Annotated in this window: 24 protein-coding genes; 20 read left to right on the forward strand and 4 right to left on the reverse strand. The window is 42.9% G+C overall.

Going from position 1 to position 22,555, the window contains the following annotated elements; genetic code table 11:
* The first annotated feature begins 24 nt into the window (after positions 1–24).
* The 3 genes from ACLTOH_RS03375 (at position 25) to ACLTOH_RS03385 (ending at position 3,191) form a co-directional block, all read left to right on the forward strand.
* A complete protein-coding gene (locus tag ACLTOH_RS03375; protein WP_412223384.1) occupies positions 25–1,896 on the forward strand; it encodes a heavy metal translocating P-type ATPase in 1,872 nt (623 codons plus the stop codon).
* Positions 1,897–1,959: 63 nt separating this feature from the next.
* A complete protein-coding gene (locus tag ACLTOH_RS03380; protein ID WP_337763538.1) occupies positions 1,960–2,679 on the forward strand; it encodes a hypothetical protein in 720 nt (239 codons plus the stop codon).
* A gap of 275 nt (positions 2,680–2,954) precedes the next feature.
* Positions 2,955–3,191 carry an Lrp/AsnC family transcriptional regulator gene (locus ACLTOH_RS03385; RefSeq protein WP_412223385.1) on the forward strand — a complete coding sequence of 79 codons (237 nt, stop codon included), beginning with the start codon at positions 2,955–2,957 and terminating at the stop codon, positions 3,189–3,191.
* Here the strand turns inward: ACLTOH_RS03385 and ACLTOH_RS03390 are convergent, their stop codons facing one another.
* The gene (locus ACLTOH_RS03390) at positions 3,192–5,003 is read right to left on the reverse strand and encodes a S8 family peptidase (protein WP_412223386.1); all 1,812 of its coding nucleotides are present in this window, start codon (positions 5,001–5,003) and stop codon (positions 3,192–3,194) included. It abuts the gene before it with no gap.
* 77 nt (positions 5,004–5,080) lie between these two features.
* Between ACLTOH_RS03390 and ACLTOH_RS03395 the strand changes: the two genes are divergently transcribed.
* Both ACLTOH_RS03395 and guaA read left to right on the forward strand, forming a co-directional pair.
* Positions 5,081–5,992 carry a polysaccharide deacetylase family protein gene (locus tag ACLTOH_RS03395; RefSeq protein WP_412123258.1) on the forward strand — a complete coding sequence of 304 codons (912 nt, stop codon included), beginning with the start codon at positions 5,081–5,083 and terminating at the stop codon, positions 5,990–5,992.
* Between the two features lie 63 nt (positions 5,993–6,055).
* Positions 6,056–7,600, forward strand: coding sequence for a glutamine-hydrolyzing GMP synthase (gene guaA / locus ACLTOH_RS03400; RefSeq protein ID WP_412123259.1), 1,545 nt, complete (start codon positions 6,056–6,058; stop codon positions 7,598–7,600).
* Between the two features lie 225 nt (positions 7,601–7,825).
* Here the strand turns inward: guaA and ACLTOH_RS03405 are convergent, their stop codons facing one another.
* Positions 7,826–8,362, reverse strand: a complete 537-nt coding sequence (locus ACLTOH_RS03405; RefSeq protein WP_015540712.1) for a helix-turn-helix domain-containing protein — start codon at positions 8,360–8,362, stop codon at positions 7,826–7,828.
* Between the two features lie 333 nt (positions 8,363–8,695).
* On the opposite strand from ACLTOH_RS03405, the gene ACLTOH_RS03410 reads away from it, so the two are divergent.
* The 8 genes from ACLTOH_RS03410 to ACLTOH_RS03445 all read left to right on the forward strand — a co-directional run bounded on the left by ACLTOH_RS03410 (position 8,696) and on the right by ACLTOH_RS03445 (position 14,201).
* On the forward strand, positions 8,696–8,884 hold the full coding sequence (locus ACLTOH_RS03410; RefSeq protein WP_015540713.1) for a hypothetical protein: 189 nt from the start codon (positions 8,696–8,698) through the stop codon (positions 8,882–8,884).
* Positions 8,884–9,975, forward strand: a complete 1,092-nt coding sequence (locus ACLTOH_RS03415) for a site-specific integrase (RefSeq protein WP_118003593.1) — start codon at positions 8,884–8,886, stop codon at positions 9,973–9,975. Before ACLTOH_RS03410 ends, ACLTOH_RS03415 begins: the two co-directional genes overlap by 1 nt.
* Positions 9,965–10,300, forward strand: a complete 336-nt coding sequence (locus ACLTOH_RS03420) for a plasmid mobilization protein (protein WP_015540715.1) — start codon at positions 9,965–9,967, stop codon at positions 10,298–10,300. Before ACLTOH_RS03415 ends, ACLTOH_RS03420 begins: the two co-directional genes overlap by 11 nt.
* Positions 10,290–11,432: a helicase RepA family protein gene (locus ACLTOH_RS03425; protein WP_117845757.1), complete on the forward strand. Its 1,143-nt coding sequence runs from the start codon at positions 10,290–10,292 to the stop codon at positions 11,430–11,432. Before ACLTOH_RS03420 ends, ACLTOH_RS03425 begins: the two co-directional genes overlap by 11 nt.
* A 95-nt stretch (positions 11,433–11,527) precedes the next feature.
* Complete coding sequence (locus ACLTOH_RS03430; RefSeq protein ID WP_015540717.1) at positions 11,528–11,761, forward strand: hypothetical protein; 234 nt, start codon at positions 11,528–11,530, stop codon at positions 11,759–11,761.
* 83 nt (positions 11,762–11,844) lie between these two features.
* Entirely contained in the window at positions 11,845–12,072 is a 228-nt protein-coding gene (locus tag ACLTOH_RS03435; RefSeq protein WP_015540718.1) for a DUF5348 domain-containing protein, read from the forward strand.
* A gap of 303 nt (positions 12,073–12,375) precedes the next feature.
* On the forward strand, positions 12,376–13,806 hold the full coding sequence (locus ACLTOH_RS03440) for a MobA/MobL family protein (RefSeq protein WP_118587866.1): 1,431 nt from the start codon (positions 12,376–12,378) through the stop codon (positions 13,804–13,806).
* A gap of 17 nt (positions 13,807–13,823) precedes the next feature.
* Positions 13,824–14,201 carry a TnpV protein gene (locus ACLTOH_RS03445; protein WP_118587882.1) on the forward strand — a complete coding sequence of 126 codons (378 nt, stop codon included), beginning with the start codon at positions 13,824–13,826 and terminating at the stop codon, positions 14,199–14,201.
* 206 nt (positions 14,202–14,407) lie between these two features.
* On the opposite strand, the gene ACLTOH_RS03450 is transcribed toward ACLTOH_RS03445, so the two are convergent.
* On the reverse strand, positions 14,408–15,256 hold the full coding sequence (locus ACLTOH_RS03450; protein ID WP_003864628.1) for an ABC transporter permease: 849 nt from the start codon (positions 15,254–15,256) through the stop codon (positions 14,408–14,410).
* Between the two features lie 296 nt (positions 15,257–15,552).
* Between ACLTOH_RS03450 and ACLTOH_RS03455 the strand changes: the two genes are divergently transcribed.
* On the forward strand, positions 15,553–16,824 hold the full coding sequence (locus ACLTOH_RS03455) for an IS110 family transposase (protein WP_022204360.1): 1,272 nt from the start codon (positions 15,553–15,555) through the stop codon (positions 16,822–16,824).
* A gap of 109 nt (positions 16,825–16,933) precedes the next feature.
* Here ACLTOH_RS03455 and ACLTOH_RS03460 read toward each other — a convergent pair whose 3' ends face one another.
* Positions 16,934–17,614 carry an ABC transporter ATP-binding protein gene (locus tag ACLTOH_RS03460; protein WP_040466133.1) on the reverse strand — a complete coding sequence of 227 codons (681 nt, stop codon included), beginning with the start codon at positions 17,612–17,614 and terminating at the stop codon, positions 16,934–16,936.
* Between the two features lie 216 nt (positions 17,615–17,830).
* Here ACLTOH_RS03460 and ACLTOH_RS03465 point away from each other — a divergent pair, with 216 nt between their 5' ends.
* The 6 genes from ACLTOH_RS03465 to ACLTOH_RS03490 all read left to right on the forward strand — a co-directional run bounded on the left by ACLTOH_RS03465 (position 17,831) and on the right by ACLTOH_RS03490 (position 22,521).
* Complete coding sequence (locus ACLTOH_RS03465) at positions 17,831–18,544, forward strand: helix-turn-helix domain-containing protein (protein ID WP_003864626.1); 714 nt, start codon at positions 17,831–17,833, stop codon at positions 18,542–18,544.
* A 436-nt stretch (positions 18,545–18,980) separates the two neighbouring features.
* Positions 18,981–19,616 carry an HD domain-containing protein gene (locus tag ACLTOH_RS03470; RefSeq protein ID WP_118053393.1) on the forward strand — a complete coding sequence of 212 codons (636 nt, stop codon included), beginning with the start codon at positions 18,981–18,983 and terminating at the stop codon, positions 19,614–19,616.
* Complete coding sequence (locus tag ACLTOH_RS03475; protein WP_412223391.1) at positions 19,616–20,731, forward strand: M24 family metallopeptidase; 1,116 nt, start codon at positions 19,616–19,618, stop codon at positions 20,729–20,731. The genes ACLTOH_RS03470 and ACLTOH_RS03475 overlap by 1 nt, the downstream gene beginning before the upstream one ends.
* A 15-nt stretch (positions 20,732–20,746) precedes the next feature.
* Positions 20,747–21,397 (forward strand): HAD family hydrolase, encoded by a 651-nt coding sequence (locus ACLTOH_RS03480; protein ID WP_148448689.1) that lies wholly within the window; start codon positions 20,747–20,749, stop codon positions 21,395–21,397.
* Between the two features lie 18 nt (positions 21,398–21,415).
* Complete coding sequence (locus ACLTOH_RS03485) at positions 21,416–22,315, forward strand: NAD-dependent epimerase/dehydratase family protein (RefSeq protein WP_349153386.1); 900 nt, start codon at positions 21,416–21,418, stop codon at positions 22,313–22,315.
* A 17-nt stretch (positions 22,316–22,332) separates the two neighbouring features.
* Positions 22,333–22,521, forward strand: a complete 189-nt coding sequence (locus tag ACLTOH_RS03490) for a tautomerase family protein (RefSeq protein ID WP_278951457.1) — start codon at positions 22,333–22,335, stop codon at positions 22,519–22,521.
* Positions 22,522–22,555 lie beyond the last annotated feature (34 nt).

The raw sequence follows: 22,555 nt of genomic DNA on the forward strand, positions 1-22,555 counted from the left end.
GATGCTCTCGGAAAAGAGGAAGCTATGACTAAGAAACAGAAAAAAGTACTGGTCCGCATCATTGTGGCGGCAGTACTGTTAATTATTTTGCATTTTGTACCTCTGGAAGGGATGTGGCTGGGACTGCTGTACCTGATTCCCTATGCGGTGATCGGCTATGATATTCTCAGAAAAGCCGTTCTGGGCATTATGCACGGTGAAGTGTTTGATGAGAATTTCCTGATGGCGGTAGCTACCGTAGGTGCCATGGGACTGGGAGAGTATTCCGAAGGCGTGGCCGTTATGCTGTTCTACCAGATCGGTGAACTGTTCCAGGCGGTCGCTGTGGGCAAGAGCCGTCAGAACATCAGCGCCCTGATGGATATCCGCCCGGATTATGCCAACATTGAGGCAGAGGACGGCAGCTTAGAGCAGGTAGATCCCGATGATGTAGAGATCGGAACCGTGATTGTGGTACGTCCCGGTGAAAAGGTTCCTATCGATGGTGTGGTAGTGGAAGGTACATCCACACTGAATACCAGTGCCCTGACCGGTGAAAGCGTCCCCAGAGAGATCACAGTGGATCAGGATGTGATCAGCGGCTGTGTGAACCTGACCGGATTACTTAAGATCCGTACCACCAAGGAATTTGGAGAATCCACCGTATCCAAGATTCTGGATCTGGTAGAGAATTCCAGTATGAAGAAGTCCAAGTCTGAGAACTTTATTACGAAGTTCGCAAGATATTATACCCCGGCAGTCTGCTACAGTGCTCTGGCACTGGCCATCCTGCCTCCTGTGATCAACCTGATCATGGGCAATCCGGCAGCCTGGAGCACGTGGATCATTCGTGCTCTGACTTTCCTGGTAATCAGCTGCCCTTGTGCACTGGTCATTTCCATTCCCCTTTCTTTCTTCGGAGGAATCGGAGCAGCAAGTGCCTGTGGTATTCTGGTGAAGGGGTCCAATTATCTGGAAGCGCTGTCTGAGACCAAATATGTGGTATTTGACAAGACCGGTACCCTGACCAAGGGTGTATTCGATGTGACGGGTATTTACCCCGGCAGGGATTTCACAGAGGATGAACTGCTTGAGTATGCTGCATATGCGGAGAGCTATTCCAGCCATCCCATCAGCAAGAGCCTGAAGATTTCTTACGGCAAGGAGCTGGAGGCGTCCAACGTCAGTGATGTGGAAGAAATCAGCGGACACGGCGTTACTGCCAAAGTAAATGGCAAGCAGGTAGCGGCCGGTAATGCGAAACTGATGAAGAGCCTGAATCTGTCCTATACGGAAAATACCGGTGTCGGTACAGTGGTACATGTAGCGGTAGACGGAAAATATGCCGGATACATCCTGATCTCTGATGTGATCAAGGATGGTGCGAAGGAAGCCATTGCATCTCTGAAGAATTCCGGTGTGAAGAAATGCGTTATGCTGACCGGTGACAGCAAAACAGTTGCAGAACATGTGGCCGGTGAGTTAAAATTGGATGAGGTACACAGTGAACTGCTTCCCGCAGACAAGGTAAGCTGCGTGGAGAAGCTGTTGCAGGAGAAGGGTGCAAAGGAAAAACTGGCATTCGTGGGCGATGGTATCAACGATGCACCGGTATTGTCCCGTGCTGACATCGGTATCGCCATGGGAGCCCTTGGCTCAGATGCGGCCATTGAGGCAGCGGATGTGGTTCTGATGGATGACAATCCTGCCAAGATCGCTTTGGCTATGCGGATTTCCCGGAAATGTCTGCGCATCGTTTACGAGAACATCGTATTTGCGCTGGCAGTTAAGGCCATCTGCCTGATCCTGGGTGCGCTGGGTATCGCCAACATGTGGGTTGCTATCTTCGCAGACGTAGGAGTTATGGTACTGGCTGTGCTCAATGCCATCAGATGCCTGCGCATTAAAAACAATTAACCGGATGCAGGCAAAATATGCCTGCGTCATGAGATCACCGGTATTCCGGGAGAACAGGTGGACATGCAGACTTTTTTTTCAGAAATTACAGCACTGTGCAGGAACGAACAATTTCTGCACAGTGTGATGGAAAAATATCATTATGATCCGGAAGAATACCCCAATCTGAAGAGGCTGGCAGGTGAGATGATCCCCTGCCTGGAGACAGAAGCGGGATGGCAGGACAGAGAAATCCAAGAGACTTTTCCCGGGAGGGATCAGTCTTTTTTGGCTGTAGGCATTACTCTGGGAAAAGGGATCGATGAACTGCAGGAAAAGTATTTGCAGAACGGATTTCTGACAGAGAGTTATATGATCGAAGTACTGTCCAGTGAATTATTATTAGAAAGCTACCGGGCTTATACAGAGTGGGTGGTTGTGCATCGGAATCTGCATGTTGCCAGACTGCATTTTTTAGGTGGGGAGATTTCTGAGACTTCAGAACAAAAAATAAGCAGTCTGCTGCGGCTGGCGAACCTTCCCATGCTTCTGCAGGAGCTTGCATTGCCGGTTACCTGTAATGCAGCGTATTGTATGATCCCGAAAAAAAGTGTGGTATTTTATGCGGAGTTGACGAAGGATCCTTTTACCAAATGTGCCGGAATCTGTCTGGGGTGCGGCAGGAGAGAATGCCCGAACCGCATGGAGGAAAAGGAGAATTTCCCTCTGCGGTTTGCGGACATGACGGACCGTCCGCTGTCCTATGGGTATGCCAGAATTTTTTCCAAAGCGGATGTAAAATAGGCTTATAGCGTACAAATCGGCAGAAAGTATTGCCCGAAATATTAAAATTCTGATAAGATTTATCAGACGACTTGTAAGTATAGAAAGAATATGGTATGATGCAATCACTTTCGAAGAGGAAAGATATCGTGTGTACGGTGTCTTTCCTCTTTTTATGTATACAATGAGTCAAACACGGATTTGTGCCTGCACAGGAGGCTGTATTTGACGAAGATACATCATCAAGCGTTTTTTATTCGGTGATCAAGTAAAAGATTTGAGAAGAGAGGTGGCTTATGGAAGTATTTTTAGAGGTAACGGTACAGCATAAAAAATATCATGCGGGATTTATGGAAAGAATGCGACAGCAACCGGAAGTCACATCCTGCTATCAGGTAGAGGGGGAATATGATTTCCTCGTAAAAGCGGATGTGACATCGGAAAAGGAATTGGAAAAACTGGAACGCAGCGTGCGTAAGATTAACGGTGTCTGCGGCATACAGCCGGTTTATACCTTACAGGAGATCATATAGTCAGACCCGCAACAGGGCATTGAAGGTCTCTTCTAAATTCAGCCTGCCGTAGCCCCATTCCCGGTTGGGGTAGTTCAGACCCTGTGTACGCACGGCACCGCGTATGAAATAACTGCGGATCTCCCGGCTTTCCGCCAGGCGGTTATTGCCTTCAATGACTGACCATTGGAAAAACTGAGCCACGGCTCCGGCAGTGATAGCGGCAGCCATGCTGCTTCCCGTACGGCATCCGTCAATGGTGGAGATATTGACTCCGGGAGCGGATAAGTCCGGACGGATCTGCCCGGTGCGTCCGAAGCCTCTGCCGGATTCTGCGTAAAAACTGTTGTTTTCCGCGTTGTAAGTAGAAACGCTCAGAACCTCCGGAGCCATCGAGGGCTCCGTCAGAGTCATGTCGGGATCCGGATTGAGAAAATATACTGGAGTAGACAGAAATTCTGTGATAGGCAGCCACATGTGAAAATTACCGTTATATAAACTACCGGAAGCAGAGACATGAAAGGTCCAGATACCGGGGGTAGGATCCTGGATGCGTACAAGGATCAGTTCCTCGCCGGAATTTTCTTCCACAAGAGCAGAGTCGATAGTGACTCTGCTTTTTTCATAAATAAAGGAATAGGTTACACTTTGCTGCAATCCCAGGCGCAGTTCGGGAATATTTTCCCCACCGGGAGTGCGGATGCTCAGATTAAAAGCATCCGGCAGAGCACCCCAAAGCTCCAGCCAGAATCCGATACAGCCTTCGCTGACCCGGATCTCCACATTCCGGGAATCCTCCCCAGGTGTCTGAGCGCTTAGTCTTCCATGGTAATGGTGTGAGGCGTTCCCTTCATTTCCCCCGCAGACGATGGCGGCACGGCTTCTGCGGACAGCAAGAGAAGAGAGATACCGTGACAGGGAGGAATTGCCCGCATGATCTCCCTGGTTGGTTCCCAGACCCAGACAGATGACTACCGGACGTTCGAAGAGCCGCACGAAGGATTCCGCATATTTGATGCCTAGCATAATATCATTTTCCTGATAGGCGGGAACACCCTCGGGCACCAGATAAAAGCTGCGCAGATATTGCTTACATTCCTTGAGCTTCACCACGACGATGTCGGCACCCGGTGCAGCACCGATATAAGGATTGCCTTGTCTGACGACACTGCCGGCTGCGACTCCGGCGAGGATACTGCCGTGTCCGTTTTCGTCCCTGGAGGGAACGATGGAATAAGGATCCTCGGAACGCAACGCCAGGTTAATATCCTCTCTGCGGTATTCAGAACCATATTTTAACCCATCAGGGGGCGCTCCGGTCTGAACCGTCTGATCCCAGATCGCCAGGACACGGCTGTTGCCGTTCTCGTCCAGAAACACAGGATTTTGGTAATCAATCCCGGTATCGATAAAACACAGGATCACACCCTGCCCCGTGAGACTTAGGGGCGGACGCTGTACCTGGGTGATCCCACTGGCGATCAGGTCTGCCGGATCAAAGGGAGCGGCACCGGGTGGCGTCTCACCGGAGGGAGATAGCTGCATGAGCCCATAAAGCTTCGGCATATTGTGATAGGGGAAAAAATCAATTTTCGGATTGCGGATTCCCAGATTGCCCAGATACAAAATCAAAAAATCTTCTCCGATGCGTTCATAACAATCATTGTCATCTCCCAGAAATTCCGATGCGGAAAAGTCTGTGATAATGTCATAAGTGTCCTCTGACAGGATCATTTCCTTGCAGTCCATGGGCGGTGCTCCGAAGAATTCATTTTTATAATATATACAACAGGTGATCTCTCCGTGCATTTCCGCAGAACTGATCCGTGGCATAAGGGAAAAGCTGTATCACATAGAATATTGTGAATATCAGGAAAAAGAAGGTAGAAATACCGGCAGGGGATCGTACGATGTGGGAACAGTCTATTTTCACAAAAGTATGGGAATTCGGAAAAGATGGAGCGGCAATGGTGAAGAAGCATTATAAGAACGGGTTGATGCTGGGTGTTTTTTTGCTGGCAATGTTTTTCCTCGGGAGAAGCATTGGGGCCATTGCTTTCGGACTGCATCTTCAGCGGGAGATGAGCATCCGGGAGACGGCGGGGAGTGCATTGGAGAATACTCAGGCACTGCTCTCCGCGGAGAACTGGGGACTGGGATTCGGCTCGGAAGGAACGCAGCCCAGCGGTACGGCTTCCTCGGACAAATTAAAGGAATATAATGCCTATTATGTAGGAGATGCCGGGGAGAAAAAGATATATCTCACGTTTGATTGCGGATATGAAAATGGTAATACAAGCCAAATATTGGATGCATTGAAAAAACATGACGCACCGGCTACTTTTTTCGTGGTGGGACATTTTCTGGAGTCAGCACCGGAGATGGTGAAACGCATGGTGGAGGAGGGGCATACTGTAGGAAATCATACCTACCATCATTATGATATGTCAAAGATTTCAGATCCGGCAGTTTTTCAGAAAGAGATGGATGACGTGAGAACTCTTTTTCAGGAGACCACCGGCACGGAGATGGCAATGTACTACCGGCCGCCCCAGGGAAAATACAGTGAGACGAATCTGCAGATGGCAAAGGATCTGGGGTATGCCACTTTTTTCTGGAGCCTGGCTTATGTGGACTGGAACGTGGATGCCCAGCCCAGCCACGAGGAAGCTTTTTCCAAGCTGACAGGCAGGATCCACCCCGGAGCGGTGGTGCTGTTACATAATACCTCGAAGACCAATGGGGAGATTCTGGATGAACTTCTCACAAAATGGGAAGAAATGGGTTATACCTTCGGAAAATTGGAAGAACTGGTGCAGTAGGGTTTGACTTCCCCTGCACCATACCCTATAATAGAGGACAGAAAAATATACTGGAGGACAACCATGGAAAAAGAACTGGTAGTTGTCATTGATTTTGGCGGACAGTACAATCAGCTGGTCGCCAGAAGAGTCAGAGAATGCAATGTCTATTGCGAGATCTACTCTTACAAGACAGACTTGAATAAGATAAAAGCGATGAATCCCAAGGGAATCATCCTGACCGGCGGCCCTGCAAGCTGCTATGAACCCGGTGCAGCTACCTGCTCCGAGGATCTGTTTAAATTAGGAATCCCTGTATTGGGACTCTGCTACGGCGCACAGCTGATGACCCATGTGCTGGGTGGTAAGGTAGAGCGTGCAGCCGTTCGGGAATACGGTAAGACTGAGGTGAAGGTAGACCGCAGTTCCAAGCTGTTTTCCGATGTATCCGAGAATACGATCTGTTGGATGAGCCATTTCGACTATATCTCCAAGCTGGCTCCCGGCTTCCGTGCCGTGGCCACCACCGCCAACTGCCCCGTGGCAGCAGCAGAGTGTGTAGAGCGCGGACTGTATGCAATCCAGTTTCATCCGGAAGTACTCCACACGGTGGAAGGCTCCAAGATGCTGTATAATTTCGTACGCAACATCTGTGGATGCTGCGGTGACTGGAAGATGGATTCCTTCGTGGAAGAGTCCATCAAGGCGATACGCGAGAAAGTCGGCAATGGTAAAGTCCTGTGCGCATTGTCCGGTGGTGTGGATTCCTCCGTGGCAGCAGTACTGTTATCCAAGGCAGTCGGCGAGCAGTTGACCTGTGTCTTTGTAGATCACGGCCTGCTCCGTAAGAACGAGGGCGACGAGGTAGAAGCAGTCTTCGGTCCCAACGGTAATTATGACCTGCACTTTATCCGTGTGAATGCGCAGGAGCGTTTCTATAGCAAGCTGGCCGGAGTATCCGAGCCGGAGCATAAGAGAAAGATCATCGGCGAAGAGTTCATCCGCGTTTTCGAGGAAGAGGCGAAGAAGATCGGTGCCGTGGATTTCCTGGTACAGGGAACCATTTATCCCGACGTGGTAGAGAGTGGACTGGGCGGCGAATCCGCAGTGATCAAGTCCCACCACAACGTAGGCGGTCTGCCCGACTATGTAGATTTCAAGGAGATCATCGAGCCTCTGCGCAATCTGTTCAAGGATGAGGTTCGCAAGGTAGGACTGGAGCTTGGCATTCCGGAGCATCTGGTATTCCGTCAGCCGTTCCCCGGTCCCGGACTGGGTATCCGTATCATCGGCGAAGTGACCGCTGAGAAAGTCAAGATCGTACAGGATGCAGATGCCATCTACCGCGAGGAAATCGCTAACGCAGGTCTGGACCGCGAGATCAACCAGTACTTCGCAGCCCTGACCAATATGAGATCCGTAGGCGTTATGGGTGATGAGAGAACCTATGATTACGCCATCGCACTGAGAGCCGTGAAGACGATCGACTTCATGACCGCAGAGAGTGCACAGATCCCTTATGAAGTATTACAGAAGGTGACCAGCAGGATCATCAATGAGGTGAGCCATGTGAATCGGGTAATGTATGATATTACCAGTAAGCCGCCCGGAACTATTGAGTTTGAATAAACAAAAATGCTTAGTAAAACCGGCGTTTATGCGGGTTTGCAGCACTTTTAAAAGTCTTTTGATAACAAATTGATAACAGTTGCATGAGAGCCATTATTCTTATAATCCGGTGGTTTTAAGGTTAGAGAATGATTGACAGGTGGTTGTGCAACTAATAAATCCATATTATTTAGAAAGCCCTTAGCTGTGGGTAAAAACTCATGGCTAAGGGCTTTTTTGTCGTATTTATTTATCTGGTTTGAGTTTGTCTTGGAACATTTCGACCAGAGTGTCGCTAAGTGCCTGTGATGGGACTTTTGCCCATGTTTGAGTGGTATCAAACTCCGGGTAGTGGTAACGCCACTCATCGTATTTGTCTTTACTGATTTCTTCAGAAGATAGCTTGTCAGCCTGTTCTTTCCAGGCATACAGCAATTTCCGGAGTTCGTGAGCGTCTTTGCCTTTGGAAGTATCGACTTTCAGACAGATTTCTCCGTCTTCTGATTCACTGACAGTCAGACCGTACAAATCTTCAAGGGTAAACAAAGTGTGCATCAGTCCGATATAGCTGTCAATGTCCGGCACATCAAGGGCATGAGGGGAAACATCCAGAGCCTGTGCCAGTGCAGCAGTAAGTTCCGCTTTCGGTTTTCTTGTTCCTGTTTCATATTGTGCTAAACGTACATCGGCACTTCGCTCAGGAAAGCCGACAATCGTACCAAGATATTTCTGTGTCATCCCACGCAGAATGCGAAAAAAATGTATTCTTTCTCCAATCGCCATAACGTGTCCACTCCTTGTATGTATTTTACAATGAGTATAGCAGATATGTTTAGGAGAAGTCAAGATAATACAAAACAAAAAAGTTTAATATTTTCAGAAAAGCCACTTGACACAAGCAAATATGCTTAGTATAATAAGTTCAAATTAAGCAAATAAGTTTAATAAAAACAAAATGACCGTCCGAACAGTATAAACCGCCAAGAACTTGCCAGAAAGCAAGCAAGCGCCTGATCTACTACAGTATATCGGGACAGCACAGTGTCGAACAGGGAATACCTGCTGGAACTTCATTCGGATAGAACGGCAATAAAAACGAAAGAAAGGGTTGATTATATGAAAAACAGATTTATTTGTGCCGAAGAAGTGGCACAGGAACTAAGCGTATCAAAGCCGTATGCTTACAAGCTAATCCGTCAGTTGAATGAGGAACTGAAAGAAAAAGGCTTTATTACTATTTCAGGACGGGTAAACCGCCAGTATTTCTATGAAAGGCTCTACGGAGCAGGAAAGGAGGATGAATAATGCCGGTATTCAAAAACGAGAGCAATGGAACATGGTATGTGATGGCGAGATATGTCAACTGGAAAGGCGAGCGTAAGCAGAAATGCAAGCGTGGATTTTCTACCAAGAAAGAAGCACAGGAATGGGAGCGAATGTTTCAGTTGCAGAACTCCTCTGATATGGATATGAGTTTTGAAGCTTTTACCGAACTGTATATCCGGGATATGAAAAGCCGTCTGAAGGAGAATACATGGCTGACAAAGGAGCATATCATCCGCACAAAGATTTTACCTTATTTCGGCAAGTTGAAAATCAGCGAGATTTCTACAAAAGAGGTTATCGCATGGCAGAATGAGATGCTTGCCTATCGGGACGAAAAGAAAAAGCCATACTCACAGACCTATCTGAAAACGCTGCACAATCAGTTGTCCGCTATCTTCAATCATGCGGTGCGGTATTATGAGCTGCGTTCCAATCCAGCCGCTAAAGCGGGAAATATGGGAAGTGAGGAACACAAGGAAATGCTGTTCTGGACGAAAGAAGAATACAAGAAATTCTCATTTGAGATGATGGACAAGCCTGTTTCCTTTTACGCTTTTGAAATGCTCTACTGGTGCGGCATCCGTGAAGGAGAACTGCTGGCACTGACCGCCGCTGATTTCGATTTTGAGAAAGAAACGGTCAGAATCAATAAGTCCTATCAGCGATTACACGGCGAAGATGTGATTACCACACCGAAAACAAAGAAAAGTAATCGTATGATCAAAATGCCGAAGTTCCTCTGTGAAGAAATGCAGGAATATTTGCAGATGCTTTACGGATTGAAGAAGAAAGACCGAATCTTTACAGTCACAAAAAGTTATCTTCATCACGAGATGGACAGAGGTGCGAAAGCCGCAGGCGTAAAACGAATCCGTATCCATGATTTACGGCACAGCCACATCAGCCTGTTGATTGATATGGGATTTTCAGCGGTGGCGATTGCAGACCGTGTAGGGCATGAAAGCATTGACATCACTTACCAGTACGCTCATCTGTTCCCGTCAAAGCAAACGGAAATGGCAGATAGATTAGACGATTTAGGGAAAGGAGAGATTGAAAATGTCAGCTAAGAACAGAGATAACAAAAACCGTTGGAGAAACATCACAGTAGGGTTTCGGGTATCGCCCGAAGAAAATGAACTCATTAACAAGGCAGTTGCCTTATCGGGACTGCCAAAGCAGGAATACTGTTACCGCCGCTGTCTGAATCAGGATGTAGTGGTACAGGGCAATCCCAGAATATTCAAGGCACTTAAAACGGAACTTGCCACTGTGCTCACAGAATTAAAGCGGATTGAAGCAGGAAACGGTGTGGATGAAGAACTGCTGAATGTCATTGAACTGATCGCTGTTATTATGGGCGGTCTGAAAGGAGAGGACGAGGATGGAAAATAAAAAAGAAAAGACTGCCCCGGATGTATCTGTTGGCGCAGATACGGAGCAGCCAATTCGTAAAAACACTACAAGTAGTATATCCGAGAATGGTGGAAATATCAAGAGTTTTGAGGAATTGCAGAGAGAAATGCAGTTGCGATCAGACCCGTCCTATCTCCAGACAATCTCCATGAATGAACTGTTTGACACACAGTATCGGAGTAAGCAGCCGTTGATTGACGGTCTGCTCTACCCCGGCACTTATATCTTTGCAGGTTCGCCCAAACTGGGGAAGAGCTTTCTGATGGCACAGCTTGCCTACCATGTCAGCACAGGTACACCGCTTTGGAATTATACCACCCGAAAAGGAACGGTGCTGTATCTGGCACTTGAGGACGATTACCGCCGCTTGCAGGAGCGTCTGTACCGGATGTTCGGGACAGAAAGTACCGATAATCTTTACTTCTCTGTTTCTGCCAGCCAGCTTGGAAATGGACTGGATGAACAGCTTGCAAGATTTGTGGCAGAGCATAAGGACACGAAGCTGATTATCATTGATACGCTTCAGAAAGTGCGTGAGGTTGGCGGCGATAATTACAGTTATGCAAATGATTATCAGATTATGGCAAGACTGAAAAGTTTTGCGGATGCTCACGGACTTTGCTTACTGCTCGTACACCACACGAGAAAGCAGAATGCGGATGATAAGTTTGACATGATTTCCGGGACAAGCGGACTGCTTGGGGCGGCAGACGGAGCGTTTCTTCTTCAGAAAGAAAAACGGACAGGCAATGCCGCAACACTGGAAGTATCGGGCAGAGATCAGCAAGACCAGAAGCTGTATCTTATCCGCAATACAGAAACATTGTTGTGGGATTTGCAAAAGGCAGAAACGGAATTATGGAAAGAACCGCCAGAGCCGTTACTGGATGAGATTGCGGAGCTTGTTATGAAAGACAATCCTTATTGGGAGGGTTCTCCAACGGCACTTGTTGCACTGATAAATGTGGACATTCAACCTCATGTTATTACAAGAAAGCTGAATGTTCTTGCAGGAAGGTTGTATGCAGAGCATGGGATTCTCTTTCGGAGTGAGCGTGTCCATGAGGGACGGAAACTAAGGCTCTGGAAAGACAATACAGAGAATGCGTGACAGTACGTGACGGTTGTGACGGTATTTTTGACAGCGGGGCGGTATCAAAATAACCGTCACGACTGTCACATACCGTCACGGAAAGGATGGATAAGATGGGAAATGTGCAAATATCACAGGAATTATTTATGCAGTTGCTCCGCTTTCACTTGGTTGAAGATGGGAGCTGTGAGAAAGAAATCAAGCAGGGATTGGAGAAAAAACTGGACAGAATGGTCATGCGTGACCTGTATGGAAAATTTAAAACTGCTCCGACAGAGGAAGAACGGGAACGGGCGAGAAAAGAGTATCTGGACAGACGTGGAGTGCCGGAGAGTTTCCGATGGTAATTCTTCCTTGGTGATAAGAACAGGAGCGTGGCACGCCCCTGTTAAGCATAGACAAGGAGAAATCTGGAAAGGAGAATCATGCAATGAGAGAAGGAAGATTAGGTTATAACTGTGAAAATGGAAGATATGGATTGCTGTCAATGGACTTATGGATTGATACGGGATTTCACTGCGGAGAGTGTATGGAAGTTCTGGTAGATGATCAGTGGGTAAAGACCAGGATGGAAATGAATCTGGCGAGGGAATGGTATCTGGTGGGAACGCCCTATTGCGGTGATCTGGAGTATGTACGGGCAAGGATACCGGAATAAATCAGACAGAAAAGTAAAGAATCGGTTTGGTGTCAGAGATAAAAAATAAGCCCGGATACGGGCAAATAAAAAGGGCGGATACGCCCAAAATAAAAAGTCCAAGCCGGAACATGACAGAGGAAGATAGCACCTTATAAAGCCCTCGGCGTTTGAGAGCGAAATACACTCATCGCACAAATCAGAGATTTGTACTCAGGGTATTTCGCCCTGCCGGGAGCTATTTGTGCCGGAAACGGCAGTTAGTTCGTAAACAGGTGCCTATGCACCTACTCACAGCAAAGCAGGCGAGAGCCGGAAAGGAGAATGCTTATAGGCAGACATTCATTTATCAGACAAAACAAGCTGTCTGATGTGGCAGGAAGAATTGATTATATTTCCAATCCGAAAAGACAGGAACATCTTTATGCGACCTATCAGACAGAGGGAGCAACACCAGAGTTCTGGAAGAATCTTGCCAGAGAGAATCAGTTGGATTTTAAAGCAAGCGGAACAACAGGGAAATGTATTGAAGGGCGGGAGTTTATTATTGCACTTCCTGAAAGTTTTGTTGAGTACAAGGCAGATGATGTGGTAAGGCTTTTTACAGACAGCTTTCATAAAGGGTATGGTGTGGAATGCAGTGCAGCACTTCATCATAACAAAAAAATGACCAATTACCATATTCATCTCGTATTCAGCGAACGGAAAATGTTAGAACATCCCGAAGTGAAAATTGCTACCAGAAATATGTTTTATGATGAGCAGGGCAAGCACAGACGCACGAAGAAAGAGATTTTAGATGAGCAGGGAAATCTTCGGGCAGGATGCAGCATTATTCCCAAAGGGGAGGTTTATGAAAGCCATATTTTTACAAAGAAAGATGAGTGGTTTAAGAGCGATGCGTTTACCAGAGAAGTTAAGGAGATGTTTACGGAAATCATTAACAGCCATGTGAAAGAAGAATCCGAAAAACTGTCTGTATTTCAGCAGGGCGGCGTGTATCTGGCAACAAAGAAAATTGGGAAGAACAACCCGAAAGAAGCAGAGATACGGGCGGACAATGTGGCAAGGCAGGAATGGAATCGGACGGTAGATGTAGCATTGGTTGAGGGTGTTCCCGAAGAAGATATTTTGACAATTAAGCGTGAGAAAATCACAGACAAAACATTGCAATCTATACGGACACATGGTTGGTTGCCAGATATGTTTCAGCAGATTATCCGTGGTGCAAAAGACTTCTTACAGGAAATGATTTTCAAGTTTAAGCTGCCGCCGAAGCCAGTACCGAAGATTGATTTACAGGAATGGAATGATATGCGGAAGCTGATGGAGAAACTTCAGAAGCAGTCACAGGCAATGAAATCCACACAGCAGGAGATTTCCTCATTGAAGAAACAGCTTTCCGAGACAACTGGATTTTTTAAAGGGAAAGCACGGAAATCTTTAGAGGGCAAAATTGAACAGTCAGAGAAACAGGAAAAACGTATCCACACGGATATGGAGCAGACTGTAAAACAGGCAGGATATCCAGATGTTCAGTCCTTTGCAAAGACATATCAGAAATCGGAAAAACTGGTCAGGGAATATAATGAGGAGCTGCGAGCATGGAAAAATCAGACAGAACCGAAAAAAGAGAAGCTATCAGAACCGTCGAAAAAGGCAAGCATACGGGAAAAATTGCACCGCTATCAGCAGGAAAGCAGGCAACAGCCAAAACAGACAGCAAAGAAGAAATCAATGGACAGAGGACGATGAGAAAGGTGGAACAGAAAATGAAGAAAACAATTTTTGAAGAAATGGGCGGCACTTATGTAAGATGTGGGGATTACTTTATCCCCAACCTTACTTTGCCGGAGGAAGAAGAACCGAGATTTGTTGGAGTATGGGGACAAAGACATTTGCAGTATTTGAAAGAATACCGCAGGAATGTATATCTGGATCTGATGATGAGCGGCAGACTGAACAGTTATCTGGTAGATATAGAGGAACAGGCACAGGAACGCTTTGAAAGAATTGTAGAGCAGATGAAACAGGCACAAGGAATTACAGAACGGTTAAAGGCAGACAATGCGTGGGAGTGGGTAGGCAGGATGAATAATATACAGGCGTGTGCGAGGGAGATTGTAGATAAAGAAATCATTTATCAATAAGGAATAAGAGTGGCGGAAAGCAAGTCTAAAATGGCTTGCTTTTTGCTTTACAATGTAGGCGGCTGATGTATATAATTATAAATCATAAATTCATGAATTTAATATCAGAAGGTAAAAGCAGGCGTATATTGCGACCGTTTTTACCTTCTTAATAAAATCTGTATTAAGCATATTTATAATGCAGGGGACAAAGACTATTAAAGTTACTATTTCAAGTCCTGCTTTCTAAAAATACGAATCCCAATCTTGTAAAACAGAAGAATTTCCAGAATATTGAACAGGCAAAATTCTATGTGGTAAGGAAAGTCTTTGAAAATAAGAGAAGTTTCTTCCTTTGTGCCGAATTCTGATTCAAATAGCAGATAACTGTGAAATTCAGCCTGCGCAAACGGTGATACTAAAACATGAATGTTATTTGCTGTACGGGCAAAACTATCTATTCGTAGAGGGTTTTCCACAATTTCATGAGTGATAGGATCAGTCCAAGTGCTTGATTGATTTAAGCTGGAAACTGACTTTCCACCTAATGTCAACAATGCTAAGGTTAGAATAACTGCAATTCCAAGACTGATAAGTTGCTTATGTGAAATCATTACAATCATAGTGTACAAAGCAGATACTGTGATGATGCACACAAAAGCAATCGCAGCATGAAATGCAAATTCAGTTACATTGACTTTATCACTAAATTCTAATCCAGCAATATTTGAGCTTGTGAAAACAGATAATATATCAGCAACAAAGAGAACTGTAGCACATATGCTACTGACGATTAGTTCGACAATATAAATCTCTTTTCGTGTATATCCTGCGGATATCTTGTTGTTGATTGTTCTGTTTTCAAAGTCACTCCCTAAGTATAACGGAATCAACACTGCCAAAATGATACATATCAGGTCAGAATTTTCCAATAAAAATGTTGTTGTAAAGATTTTGAAACCATATCCATTTAATAAGATTCCATAAACATTGATGGCAATTACTGCGATTACTCCAAGCCATAGAATTGGAGATTTTGCAGCACGCTTTAGTTCCATAGATAAAAGTTTATTCATAGTTTTTGTCATTCCTTTCGCTTCGCTCAAGGCACAAACAAGTTATGAAAAATGTTGTGCCCCTCCACTCTTTGATTTATAATTCTTTCAAGGAATAGCAATACACTACAGAGCACGGAAGGAGAAGTGGCGAATTTATTTCGACCCCGTATAGTTATATGTGCCGTCATCCTTACAAGCACAAACAAGTGGGACATTGAGCCCGGACTCTTATCATTGGTAATAAACCATGTTTATTCAGTCGCAGGATGACAGTCAATGTTGCTATTCCCTTTTTATTAAGGTGGTGATACTTAATGATGAAGTTAAAATACTCCATCTGCTGTGGACTTGATGTCCACAAAAATGTTATCGTTGCAACCATCGTAACTACCAATAAGGACGGCATATCCGAATATCTGCAAAAATCTTTTTCAACCATCAACTCAGATATTCAAAGGTTTCACAACTGGCTTATCGAGAATAATTGCTATCATGTTTGTATGGAATCCACCGGAAAGTATTGGATTCCTATTTTTAATTATCTCGAAAATGACATTGATGTCTGCCTTACACATCCGAAGTATGTCAAAGCCATTAAAGGCAAGAAAACGGACAAAAAGGATTCTAAATGGATTGCCGACCTCTACAAATTTGATCTTGTCAGATGTTCCTTTATTCCTCCAAAAGATTTTCGTCAGCTTAGGGAACTTTCCAGATACCGTTTCAAGCTGGTCTGCATGAAGTCTTCCGAGAAGAATCGCATCCAGAACTGTATGACCATTTCCAATGTCGGCATTGCCAGTGTTCTTTCTGATCCTTTTGGCAAGACAGCAACTGAAATCATCTCTTATCTATTGGAGCATACTGCCGATTCCATGGATGAAAAAGCTGTCCGCAAACTCATAAAGAAAGGGGCTAAATCCAAGTCTGATGAAATCATCGAAGCCATCAAAGGCTACACTATTGAAACAGATCAGGCTAAAAAACTAGAGCTTGCCCGGGGGCATCTGGAATATCTCGATGATATGATTACCCAGACCGAAGTGGAACTCTATGTCCGCATCAAGCCTTATTACGAGTTCGTGGAGTTTGTCAGTACCATGCCCGGCATGACAGAGTTAAGTTCCACGATTGTTCTTGCAGAAACAGGCGTTGATATGGATATTTTTGATGATGCAAAACATCTGTGTTCCTGGTGCGGACTTTCTCCTGCCAACAATGAATCCGCTGGTAAGAAAAAGTCTGTCCGCATTGCCAAAGCAGGCGATTACCTGAAACCAATGATGGTTCAATGTGCCCTTGCTGCAATTAAGAGCAAAAAGCAGCCTTATTTTGCAATCAAATATGGTCGAATCAAAAAGCGACGTGGACACAAAAAGGCAATCATTGCCATTGCAAGAATGATGATGGTCTGTATTTACCACATGGTTTCAGAAAAGAAGCCCTTTACCCCTACTGACTATGAGGAATTGATGGACCCTCAGAATCATGTAGAGAGTGTCGTCTTGAATGAGAACAATGTGTTTGCTTACCTTGAAAGCCTTGGTTACGACAGCTCTAAGTTAGTGAAACGCAACGATAACTAACATTTTTTCTGCTTTCTATACTTGTAAAAACAGGGTTTTATGAACCCTTATATAAGTGCGCCCAAAAATCTACTTTATTTTTCACTCTTTAAGTCTCCTTTCTGCTTTTCTATAAAAAATTTTTGAAGTAAAAAGTTTCTAAATCGGTATCGGCTATTTCTGATGAAGAGAATTCTTGAATTAAAACACCATTTTTGAGGAAACCATAGTGGTTTGCCACTTTTTGAAGTTCGCTTAAGATATGACTTGAAATCATAATGGTAACACCATACTCTTCATTTAACTTTGCGATGATAGCTCTGACATCTTTTATGCCTTCAGGATCAAGTCCGTTAAGAGGCTCGTCTAAAATGAGGAATTGCGGATTTCCTACAAGTGCCATTGCTAAAGCCAGACGCTGACGCATACCTAATGAATAATTCATTACCAGTTTTCGAGTATCTTTCAGATGTACCAGTTCTAATAGTTCAGCAATCTTCGACTTTACTTCCTTTGATGGACATCCACAAATTTTAAGCTGATACTTCAAATTTCCTTTTGCACTTAAGGTAGGATATAATGCAGGTGTTTCAATAATGGCACCGATTTTAATATTTTCAGATTTAACAACTGTTCCTGAGGATGGACTTTGCAAATTAGAAAGTATTCTCATTAAAGTTGTCTTGCCTGCACCATTATTTCCAATCAATCCATAGATAGCACCTCGAGGAATATGAAGGGAAACATTATCTAAAGCGATTGTTTCTTTGTAATGTTTACAAAGGTTTTGGGTTCTAATAATATCATTCATAAAATTCATCCTTTCTAAATCTGTACGGCAATTGCTGTTGTTAATGAAAGTATAGGTTGTTGGAAGAAAAAAATAAAGCAAATAGCCTTTTACAGTTGGATTTTAGAAGGATAAGGTTACTTTACATGCATGTAAAACGATAATATCTTGTGTAAAATACACGATTATGGCATACTTGAGACAGCGCATTATTATACAATGGAAAGGTGAGCTGAAATGACAGTTGCAGAGATGATAAAAAAAACTCGGACTGAAGCAAACATGACTCAAGGAGAATATGGAGCAAAATTTGGTGTTTCAAGACAGACAGTTTCCAGTTGGGAAAATGGAAGAAGTCTGCCAGATCTTCAAATGTTGATTGATATCTGTAACACCTATCATGTTTCTTTGGATAAGCTATTAAACGAGGATAAAGAGTTTGTTGAGAAAATAGATTTTTACAATAAATATAAAAAGGCAATTCGATTAGTGGGCATGTGTCTGTTGGCTGGTTTGCTTATATTTGCAATTGTATTTATTAACTGGAAAATTACAGAAAGAAATATGAATCAAGCATTTGAAATGAATGCAGAGAAATTAGGATTCGTAAAAGGAGAACTTTACGAATTAGAAAAAGACAATGTTCGGTATCGACTGCCAAACCAAAAACTCCCGTTCTTAAAGAAGGACTTTCATGTAAAAAACAGTTATGCCGATTTTATGATTGAAGATATAGAGATTAGTATTTCTATTTATGATGGAGAGGATTTTGCTATTGAATTTAATCATTTTAGAAGTATAAAAGGTTGCTTTGATAAAGATAGCAATATCGAGATCATGGAAAATACTTTGAACGAGAAAGAGAACATTTTTTATACCGAAAATAATGAGATGATAGAGGATGTGTTAAAGCAGTTATTGGAAATTCATAAAAATGTATATCGGCGTTAGTAAGATGGCGAATATAAATAAGGAATAGTAGTTGTATTTAATTTGTCTGAAGTGGTTACTGTTTTTAATTATATACTGTTGCTTTTCTAAGCAAAACCGTTTATAATCTGAATCGGAACATATTGTTATTATCCACAGTTACGGAGCGAGTGTTATCAACACCGATAACAAACTGATAACATTAGCCCATATAGGCAGGATAATATGGATAAATCAAATAATTGAAAGAAAAGCGAACACGGCAACCAATAATCTCTAAACAAAATTGATTAGTAATTGTCGAGTTTGAATAACGGACTAAAATGCCGAAAGCCTGTATTTATGCGGGCTTCCGGCATTTGTTTTATCAAATGGCTCTAGTTTGACTCTATTTGTGGGGAGAGTAATGACTTTCATAAATCAATATATTGCGTTGCTAGGTTGATTAGGAGAAAAGATGACAGATAATGAAAAGAGATTTATAAAAAGTATATTTTCGGGAGACAGTAGTGGTCATGACTATTATCATACGATACGAGTATATAAACTGGCTACTAAAATCGCAAAACAGGAAAATGCAGATGTTAAAACAGTGCAGTTGGCAGCTCTGTTACATGATGTGGATGATATTAAGCTTTTTCCCGACAATTATGCTATCAAGAAAAATGCAGTTGATTTTATGACAATTAACAAAATAGATGGTAAAAGGATAGAGGCGGTATGCAAAATTATAGATGAGGTTTCATTTGCAGGAACTGATTCAGTCGTACCTGATACCATAGAAGGAAAATGTGTGCAGGATGCAGACCGACTTGATGCTATAGGAGCTATTGGAATTGCCAGAACATTCGCATATGGTGGTAGTAGGGGAAGAAAGATTTATGATCCGGAAATAAAATCTAAAATGGGAATGAATAAAGAAGAGTATCGGAATAATCAAGATTCTACAAGCATTAATCATTTCTATGAAAAGTTGCTTTTGTTGAAAGACATGATGAATACGACTGAGGGAAAGAAACTGGCAGAACATAGACAGGTTGTAATGCAGGAATTTCTGAATGAGTTTATGCTGGAATGGGAAGGGAAAATGTGATGGAAGTAAAATTTTATGATACAGTTAATGATGAACTATTGAAATTTGCAGTAATTATCTCACAGAGTAACGGCAAGTGGGTATTTTGCAAGCATAAAGAAAGAGATACATATGAAGTGCCGGGAGGGCATAGAGAAGCTGGGGAAAATATTCTTGAAACTGCTAAAAGAGAGTTGCAGGAAGAAACAGGGGCTATCAAATTTGAGATAAAACCAATATGCGTATATTCGGTGACAGGTAAGACTAGAGTAAATGATACTGGTGAAGAAACATTTGGACTGCTTTGCTTTGCAGAGATAACAGAGTTTGCGAAAGAATTACATAGCGAAATGGAGAAAGTTGTGCTTATGGATGAGTTGACTGAAAACTGGACTTATCCACTGATTCAGCCTAAATTGATTGAAAAGTATCTGCAGATAGAAAAGCAATCTTACAGTCGGATACAGATGGTAGCGAAACAGACTATAGAATACATAAAGAAAATTATCAAGCCGGGAATGAATTTACTTGAGATCCGAAAGTTTTGTGAGGAAAAACTGTTAGAGTTGGGTGCAGATTCGTTCTGGTATTGGGATGTTGGTGCATTTGTATTTGCAGGAGATGAAACAACTGTTTCTGTATCTGGTAAGCAGTATGTAACTTCGGATAGAGTTATAGGAAACAACGATATAATAACCATTGATTTAAGTCCACAGGTGGGGAATATCTGGGGAGACTATGCGAGAACTATTATTGTAGAAAACGGCATGGTTGTAGAGGATATAGGGCTGATTGAAAATCCGGAATGGAAAAGCGGTCTCCAGATGGAAGAGAAATTACATGCAGAATTGTTACGTTTTGCTACGAAGGAAACAACCTTTGAGAAATTGTACTATCATATGAATGAGTTCATAGTGGAAAATGGATTTGTTAATCTTGATTTTATGGGCAATCTGGGACATTCCATTGTAAAAACCAAAGGTGATAGAGTTTACATTGAAAAAGGTAATATGACCAAGCTTGGCGATGTAAAGTATTTTACATTTGAACCGCACATAGCATTTCCAGATTCAAAGTATGGATATAAGAAAGAGAATATTTATTACTTTGACGAAAATGGATTGATAGAACTTTAAAAGAAGGTAAAGAAAATGAATGTTATTTTTGATATGGATGGACTGATGTTTGATACAGAGAAAGTGTTTATAAAGGCTTGGGATTATGCCGGTGAAAAGATTGGAATTGGAAAAGCCGGATATATGGTCTATAAAACTTTAGGTATGAGCATTGTTGCCTCTTATGAGATTTGGAACGAAGAGTTTGGTGATCGGTATAATCAGGAAGAATTGCGTAAATACACAAAAGAATTTCTAAAAAACTATTATGAAAATAATAAAGTGCCTGTAAAGCAAGGATTGTATGTCTTGTTGGAGTATTTGAAAAATGCAAATGCCAAGTTGGCAGTTGCTTCTTCATCACCGCGTTGGGAAGTGGAAAAACATCTAAATGATGCCGGAATTATAGATTGCTTTTCCGCAATTATTTGTGGAGACATGGTTGAGAAATCTAAGCCAGCGCCGGACATTTACATAAAAGCCTGTGAAATGTTAAATGAAAATCCTGAAGAGTGTATAGCTCTTGAAGATTCAAAAAACGGATTACTATCGGCTTACAGAGCGGGATGCAAGCCAATCATGGTTCCGGATTTGTGGCAACCGGATGAAGAAATATTGCAGATAATAAAGGGCAAGTATTCCGATTTGGAACAGGTGAAAAAGGCGTTTGAAAGTGGTGAAATATAGAAACAAGGAGGCACAACAGTGAATATTCTAGTTATTGGTGGAACACGATTTTTTGGTATACATATGGTTAATGAGCTTTTAACCGCAGGTTATGATGTAACAATTGCAACACGTGGGAAGGCATCAGATTCATTTGGGGATAAGGTTAAAAGGATATTTCTGGAAAGGACTAAGGAAGAAAGTGTACGAGAGGCATTAAGCGGTACTCATTACGATGTAGTAATTGATAAAATTGCATATTGCTCAAATGATATTAAGTATGTGATGGATGTTATAGATTGTGATAAGTATATTTATATGTCAAGTACATCTGTGTATAACCCGAAACATATCAATACCGTTGAGGCAGATTTTGATGGAATTGAAAATGAACTGATATGGTGTGATAGAAAAGCATTCCCTTATGAGCAAATAAAGCGTCAGGCAGAGTGTGCGTTATGGCAGCAGTATCCAGAAAAGAATTGGATTGCCGTTAGATATCCATTTGCCATTGGAAAGGATGATTATACAAAAAGGCTGTTGTTCTATGTAGAACATACTATGAAATCTATTCCAATGAATATTGATAATGTTGATTATCAGATGAGTTATATTCGTTCCGACGAAGCAGGAAAATTCCTTACATTTTTGGTGGATAAAGATGTTAAAGGAGCAATTAATGGTGCTTCGGATGGTACGATTTCTATAAAGGAAATTATCGAATATGTTGAAGAAAAGACGGGAGCAAGAGCGATAATTGATAATTCTGGCGAGGATGCACCATACAATGGGGAACCGGAATATAGTATATGTACGGATAAGGCGAAGGAATTAGGTTATCAATTTACAGAATTGAAAGATTGGATATATGAGTTGCTGGATTATTATATTCAGGTAGTCGAAGAAATGGATAAGGTTGATAATGGTAGATTTCATTAGATTGCGAGGGAGAAAATATGCCACATGTGATTGTAAAACTATGGCCGGGACGAAACGATGAAATCAAAAGTAACTTGGCAAAGAGAATAGCACATACTGTTGCAGAAGAATTGAAGGTAGATATGGGTGATAAGTTGGTTGGTAAGCATGAACATTGCTATGTGGAGAAGGAATTCAAGGGCAATCAGCGTGCGGATAAGAAGTAGTGAGGAATAGATGAATACACGATATTATATGGTC

This window comes from Waltera sp., from assembly GCF_046969025.1.
In the GTDB taxonomy this organism is placed as follows: domain Bacteria; phylum Bacillota; class Clostridia; order Lachnospirales; family Lachnospiraceae; genus Acetatifactor; species Acetatifactor acetigignens.

What these genes read in the sequence shown, in the direction of transcription:
- ACLTOH_RS03425 (WP_117845757.1), top strand. Translation starts at nt 10,290, where the DNA reads ATGGAAAATAAAAAAGAAAAGACTGCCCCGGATGTATCTGTTGGCGCA.
- ACLTOH_RS03405 (WP_015540712.1), bottom strand. Translation starts at nt 8,362, where the DNA reads ATGGCGATTGGAGAAAGAATACATTTTTTTCGCATTCTGCGTGGGATG.
- ACLTOH_RS03450 (WP_003864628.1), bottom strand. Translation starts at nt 15,256, where the DNA reads ATGAATAAACTTTTATCTATGGAACTAAAGCGTGCTGCAAAATCTCCA.
- ACLTOH_RS03435 (WP_015540718.1), top strand. Translation starts at nt 11,845, where the DNA reads ATGAGAGAAGGAAGATTAGGTTATAACTGTGAAAATGGAAGATATGGA.
- ACLTOH_RS03470 (WP_118053393.1), top strand. Translation starts at nt 18,981, where the DNA reads ATGACAGATAATGAAAAGAGATTTATAAAAAGTATATTTTCGGGAGAC.
- ACLTOH_RS03460 (WP_040466133.1), bottom strand. Translation starts at nt 17,614, where the DNA reads ATGAATGATATTATTAGAACCCAAAACCTTTGTAAACATTACAAAGAA.
- ACLTOH_RS03465 (WP_003864626.1), top strand. Translation starts at nt 17,831, where the DNA reads ATGACAGTTGCAGAGATGATAAAAAAAACTCGGACTGAAGCAAACATG.
- ACLTOH_RS03385 (WP_412223385.1), top strand. Translation starts at nt 2,955, where the DNA reads ATGGAAGTATTTTTAGAGGTAACGGTACAGCATAAAAAATATCATGCG.
- ACLTOH_RS03390 (WP_412223386.1), bottom strand. Translation starts at nt 5,003, where the DNA reads ATGCCACGGATCAGTTCTGCGGAAATGCACGGAGAGATCACCTGTTGT.
- ACLTOH_RS03430 (WP_015540717.1), top strand. Translation starts at nt 11,528, where the DNA reads ATGGGAAATGTGCAAATATCACAGGAATTATTTATGCAGTTGCTCCGC.
- ACLTOH_RS03375 (WP_412223384.1), top strand. Translation starts at nt 25, where the DNA reads ATGACTAAGAAACAGAAAAAAGTACTGGTCCGCATCATTGTGGCGGCA.
- ACLTOH_RS03445 (WP_118587882.1), top strand. Translation starts at nt 13,824, where the DNA reads ATGAAGAAAACAATTTTTGAAGAAATGGGCGGCACTTATGTAAGATGT.
- ACLTOH_RS03410 (WP_015540713.1), top strand. Translation starts at nt 8,696, where the DNA reads ATGAAAAACAGATTTATTTGTGCCGAAGAAGTGGCACAGGAACTAAGC.
- guaA (WP_412123259.1), top strand. Translation starts at nt 6,056, where the DNA reads ATGGAAAAAGAACTGGTAGTTGTCATTGATTTTGGCGGACAGTACAAT.
- ACLTOH_RS03420 (WP_015540715.1), top strand. Translation starts at nt 9,965, where the DNA reads ATGTCAGCTAAGAACAGAGATAACAAAAACCGTTGGAGAAACATCACA.
- ACLTOH_RS03380 (WP_337763538.1), top strand. Translation starts at nt 1,960, where the DNA reads ATGCAGACTTTTTTTTCAGAAATTACAGCACTGTGCAGGAACGAACAA.
- ACLTOH_RS03440 (WP_118587866.1), top strand. Translation starts at nt 12,376, where the DNA reads ATGCTTATAGGCAGACATTCATTTATCAGACAAAACAAGCTGTCTGAT.
- ACLTOH_RS03455 (WP_022204360.1), top strand. Translation starts at nt 15,553, where the DNA reads ATGATGAAGTTAAAATACTCCATCTGCTGTGGACTTGATGTCCACAAA.
- ACLTOH_RS03475 (WP_412223391.1), top strand. Translation starts at nt 19,616, where the DNA reads ATGGAAGTAAAATTTTATGATACAGTTAATGATGAACTATTGAAATTT.
- ACLTOH_RS03490 (WP_278951457.1), top strand. Translation starts at nt 22,333, where the DNA reads ATGCCACATGTGATTGTAAAACTATGGCCGGGACGAAACGATGAAATC.
- ACLTOH_RS03480 (WP_148448689.1), top strand. Translation starts at nt 20,747, where the DNA reads ATGAATGTTATTTTTGATATGGATGGACTGATGTTTGATACAGAGAAA.
- ACLTOH_RS03395 (WP_412123258.1), top strand. Translation starts at nt 5,081, where the DNA reads ATGTGGGAACAGTCTATTTTCACAAAAGTATGGGAATTCGGAAAAGAT.
- ACLTOH_RS03415 (WP_118003593.1), top strand. Translation starts at nt 8,884, where the DNA reads ATGCCGGTATTCAAAAACGAGAGCAATGGAACATGGTATGTGATGGCG.